This window comes from Brachybacterium sillae, assembly GCF_025028335.1.
Classification (GTDB): domain Bacteria; phylum Actinomycetota; class Actinomycetes; order Actinomycetales; family Dermabacteraceae; genus Brachybacterium; species Brachybacterium sillae.
In genome coordinates this window covers 1-5195 of the sequence record NZ_JAFEUW010000002.1, presented here as the reverse complement: position 1 = coordinate 5195, position 5195 = coordinate 1, and the positions used below count along the sequence as shown (strand labels likewise).

The window sequence follows — 5195 nt, the reverse complement described above, 5'->3', positions numbered from 1 at the left end:
GTTGCCGGCGCCCTCGTTGAAGCCAGTGGTACCGCGTCCAGGTGCCCCACCGCGGTACGGATTCTTGAGTGCCTGCGCCTGGAAGATCGATCCCAGGAGGAAGAGCGCCTCCTGCGCACCCGGGCTCAGAAGCTCTCCGGCCCGTCTCCCGCTCAGGCGATCAGGGAACTCCATCGTCCCGCTCCTGACCCCCGGTCGAGTTCCTTCAGAGCTGCGGCCTCTCTCTGCGCGGGAGCACTGACCTGAGTTGGACCTCTCGGGCCTGGTTTGAGAGATTTCAGTAGCGTTTCTGCTGGTCGTGGGGTTTCCAGGGTGGCTGGATGGGTCACTAATTGGGGGTAGGGTCGGGGGTTGTGAGCCCGTTTTTGAGGAAGGTGACCACGGCGTCTGGGCGACTGCCGTGCAGTGGTCGTTAAGGAGTCGCGGAACAAATCTTGAGCACCTCGGGTCCGGCATACGAGGCTGAGCTCGCTGTTTTGATAGGCCGCCGGGACAAGCTCAATCTGTCAGGAGACTCTCGACCTCGGCTTGGAGCAGGATCCCAGGCGCTGTGGTGCGGTCCATGCGGTCGCGCTTGCTGTGGACGTGCTCCAGGCGACCTGGAGAGTTGGTTCGATGCCTCGAGAGGCGTTCTTCCAGCTCGTCGCGCGCGTTTATCTTCCCGACCTCGATGCTCGACTCCGCTCGCGTGCTGAGCGAGTGGGGATCGATCCGGTGCATCGTTCAACGATGAAGCGCTGCCTGACCCGGATCCAGCAGTGCAAGTACCACCAGATACGAAAACTGCTTTGAACATGCTCGACCAGCGCGATATCTCTTGTGCTCTATGACGTCACCACGCTCTACTTCGAGGCCGAGCACGAGGACGAACTGCGGAAGTCGGCTACTCGAAGGAGCGCCGAGTGGATCCGCAGATCGTGGTCGGGCTGCTGGTGGATCGGGCGGTTCCCGCTCGAGATCGCTGCTTCGAGGCAACAAGGCCGAGACCACGACGATCGTGCCGATCATCCAGCAGTTCCAGCCCGCACGGCTAGCGGACATGGTCGTCGTCGCTGACGCCGGGATGCTCTCCACCGCGAACCTGACCGCTTAACGAAGCGGACTGCGGTTCATCGTCGGGTCGCGGCAGGTCAAAGCCCCTGGTGACCTTGCACATCACTTCCACTGGAACGGTGACGCGTTCACCGACGGCAGCTGATCGACACCATCACCCCACGTCACGCAACACGAAAACCGACACGAAGCAGCACCGCTGGAGCCGGTCTGGACCCGACGGAGCATCCGGCACTGGCGGGCGTCTGGGCGTTCTCGAAGAAACCGCCATCCGGGATGGGCACACGCTGACCGCGCAGGAAACCGAGCCCGCGCTGTGATCGACGGGACGTGACCGTGAAGTCGACGCGGTTCGTGAAGACCACAGCGGCCGGTCGCAGCCTCGACGAAGCCTCCCTCAAGCGGGCACGGAGCCTCGTGGGCTGAAGGCTACGTCACCAACATCCCCGCGACGGTGATGTCCGCGCGGAGTGCTCTCCAGCTATCACGACTGTGGCAGGTCGAGCATCCTTCCGGATGAGCAAGACGACCTACAGCCAGCCCATGTTTCATCGGCAGCGGACGCGATCGAAGCTCACCTCACGATCGTGTTCACGCCCTGCAATGGCCCGTTCCTGCAGGCCAGACGGGTTCAGCATCCGCAAGATCATCCGGACCCTACGGCCGTTGCAGGACTGACCATCACCCTGGCCGCCAGACATCACGGCCAAGCCGAGCTCACCGACGATGCCCGCACCATCCTCAAGGCCCTCAAGATGACTTGACGCATGGTCACTAACCTCGATGTTTCATGGGCTGGTGAGCGGGGACGGTCGGCGTCGTTGCCGTGTTGAGCTGCTGATTGTGGCATTCGGGTATGACAGATCGTCGCAGTGTCCGTTGCGGGCGGTCGGGTTCCACTCCCGAGAGGTTGATGCTGGTCGGTGGGCGGGTGGTCTCGCCGGGTTAGGTCTGTGCGACGGTGGTGCGGAGCCGGTTGACGCCGGTCAGACCCTCACGGCTTCGGGTGCATGTTCGGCGAGGTGGAGGACCTTGTGCCGGGCGCGGCGCACGAGGGTCGCGGGGATCTCGAACAGCCGTGCGCGGAGCCGTTTGGCTCCCACTTCCGTGCATCATGGCCGGTCAGCCGATGTCTGCATCCAGCGACGAGCTCGCTGGCGAGCTGGACGATCTGGACCAGACTGGTTCTGCGCGAAGCCCTGCAACGGGACTTCTCAAGCCCATTCCTTGGCGTTACGGATCCGGTCCTCGCAGCGTGCACGGCGACGGTGCCGCAGCTCCAAGACGGGAGCTGGCCGCGGGGGAGTTGGTCGCGAACGCGGTGATGCGCATCCCTCGTGATCGGTGATCCGCAGCTGCGCCCCAGGATGAGGACGTTCCTTCCGCACGATCACCCGCATCCCGGCAGGCCACCCGGACAGGTCCAGCAGTCCGGTCAGCTCCGCCACCCACGCCCCTCGCGGATCCCGTCGGTATCGGTGTCATAGGCGGGAGTCCACGCCTGCGCCTCATCGATACGTTCCAGCAGGTCAGGGGTGTTCGGGGAGGGTGAACCCGACTGAGTAGGCCAGACGCTGCCGCTGGAGCCAGGCCAGGAAGTCCTTGGTGCCGCCGCTCCGTCGGTGCGGATCAGATCTTCTCGACCCCGCCCGCCCCGGCCAGCAGCCCGCAGGCAGCTGCGCGAGGCCTGCCGGGTGACGGTGATGTGATCACGGCGGTGTTCGAGCCGGCGTTGCCGGGGCGCAGGTGGATCGCCAGTGGTTCCCCGGTCCCTTCGCTGCCGTGGTCCAGGAACGCGCACAGAGGGTGGTATCCGAAGCCGCGTTTGAACGTCGGTGCGCCCTGCTCCTTCTCACTGTGGACGTTGATCAGGGTGGCATCGAGGTCGACGACCAGCGGGTTCTTCGCACTGACCCCCGCAGCCGGGGAATGCGCTCCGGCGAGGGTCCAGGCTCTTTCCCGCGCGGCCCGGCGGGCCTGGGAGATCGCCTCGATCACGGTGGGCGCGTCCTGGGCGAGGGTGGTGAGCGTGCGGGAGATCGTGGGGGTCGAGGCGACGTCTCCGAACAGGTCCGGTTCGCATCGCAGCAGATCAGTATCCGAAGCGTGCTCGCCGCCGATTGCGAGAGTGAGTGCGAGGTCCAGCAGGACCTTCGCCGCGTGGTGCTCGGCCAGCGGTTTCGTCCAAGGAGCCAGTGCTTCCCGCAGCGAAGAGGCGAGGCCGTGCGTGGATCGTGTCGGTCAGCAGCACGCGCGGGTGTGAGACCGCGGGACCTCACGATGTCCACGCGCGGGCGGGTAGAAGACAAGGTAGGGTGGAACCTGAAGGTGCTCCTTCCAGCGGATGGGTACGGGTCTCAACACCTCGTATCATCCCAGGCCAGGAGCACCTTTCGCCATTCATTCGCCGGTCGAGACCACACCCGTGAAATCTCGAGGTTAGTGTGTCACTCGCTGAAGGACGTGTCGGGCGTCGTCGGTGAGTTCGGGGCTCGCGGTGATCTTTTGCCCGGCGATGGTGATAGTGACGTCCTGGAGGGGACGGAGTGTCCGGATGATCCGGCGGATGCTGAACCCGGTCGCTGCTTGGAGGTGTCTGGCGATCGCCAGGGCCGTGAACACGATGGTGAGGTGGGCTTCGATCGCGTCACGGGTGCGGTGGAACATGGGCCTGGCCTGCAGGTCTGTCTTGCTCATTGACTGCTCGACATGCCAGAGGGCGTGATAGCTGGAGACCACCTCCGCCGCCGGCATCGTGGCGGCAGGAATGTTCGTGACGTAGCCCTTCAGCCCGACCAGACTTCGTGCCCGCTCGAGCGAGGCCGTATCGAGGGATCGGCCGCTCGCGGGTGGTCTTCACGAATCTGGTCGACTTCACGACGCGTCCCCGTCGATCACGGCTCGGGCCCGGTTCTCCTGCGCGGTGAGGGTGTGATTGTCCCGGGTGGCACGCTTGGTGCGGTAGCTCCAGATGGCACGCCAGTGCCCGGGATGCTCCTCTGCGTCCCAGACCGGCTCCTTGCGGCGCTTCGTCGTGGAGGGTTTCGTGTTCCGTGGCGGGGCGTGATGGTGTCGATCAGCTGCCCGTCCGTGAACGCGTCCCCGTTCCAATGGAAGTGATTGGCCAGGTCACCCGGGGCTTTCGTCTGTCGTGAGCCGACGATGAACTTCAGGTCCGCTTCGTCGAGCTCGCGCAGGTTGGCCGCCGAGAGCATCCCGGCGTCCGCGACCACGACCATGTCAGCGAGGTCGTTCCGGGCCTGGAACTGGCGGATGATCGGGACGATCGTGCGGGTCTCAGCATGGTTCCCCTCGAAGCAGCCGATCTCCAGCGGGAACCCGCCCCGGTCCACGAGCAGGCCGACCACGATCAGCGGATCCACGCGGCGTTCCTTCGAGTAGCCGACCTTCCTCAGCGCATCCTCGTTCTCCGCCTCGAAATAGAGCGTCGTAACGTCGTAGAGCACCAGCGAGATGTCGCCGCTGGTCGCGGCATGCTCGAAGCACTCGTCGCGATCTGGCCGCGGTAGTCGTTCGTGGCGATCCGGGCCAGGCAGCGCTTCATCGTCGAGCGATGCACCGGGTCGATCCCGACCTCCGCCAGCACTCTGGCGGAGTCGCTCATCGAGGTCGGCTCGATCAGGCGTGCGGCGACGAGCTGGAAGAATGCCTCATCACCGATCGCCGTGAACCCAGCGCCGCCCACGCGGACTGCAGCGTCTCCAGCAGCAGCCGGGACTGCTTCGACGTGATCGTCGCGGGGCTCGTCGACGTTGCTGTCCCCAGGTCGAGGACGCCCTGACCAGCGTTGATCTTCTCCCGACCCGCCTCCATCAGGCCGGCGAGCTCGGCTTCGGTATGCCGACCCGAGATGCTCCAGGACCACATCCCGACGGTTCCGCGCTCAGCAATCTGCACAGCCGTCGCCCCCGACGCCGTCCTACCTTCCGCAGGAACACCACCCGCTTAGTGTGTCACTCCAGGCAGGCGCGAAGCGCTCACAGCACCGATACACCCAAAACCCGCGTCGATACCCCAGAGAGGTCCAAGTCAGGTGGGGCCGTAGCGGTTGCACCAGATCCGCAGCGTCTCCTCGCCGACACCGAGCTGCGGGGCGACCGCACGGATCGATGCTGCACGGG

At 65.3% G+C, this 5195-nt stretch carries 3 pseudogenes; 1 reads left to right on the top strand and 2 read right to left on the bottom strand.

Going from position 1 to position 5195, the window contains the following annotated elements:
- Positions 1–810: 810 nt before the first annotated feature.
- Positions 811–1725: pseudogene (locus JSY14_RS12620) on the top strand (IS1634 family transposase); the annotation flags it as partial.
- 314 nt (positions 1726–2039) lie between these two features.
- Here JSY14_RS12620 and JSY14_RS12480 read toward each other — a convergent pair.
- Both JSY14_RS12480 and JSY14_RS12615 read right to left on the bottom strand, forming a co-directional pair.
- Positions 2040–3304 (bottom strand): annotated as a pseudogene (locus JSY14_RS12480) (IS1380 family transposase); the annotation flags it as partial.
- Positions 3305–3492: 188 nt separating this feature from the next.
- Positions 3493–5015, bottom strand: a pseudogene (locus JSY14_RS12615) (IS1634 family transposase).
- Positions 5016–5195 lie beyond the last annotated feature (180 nt).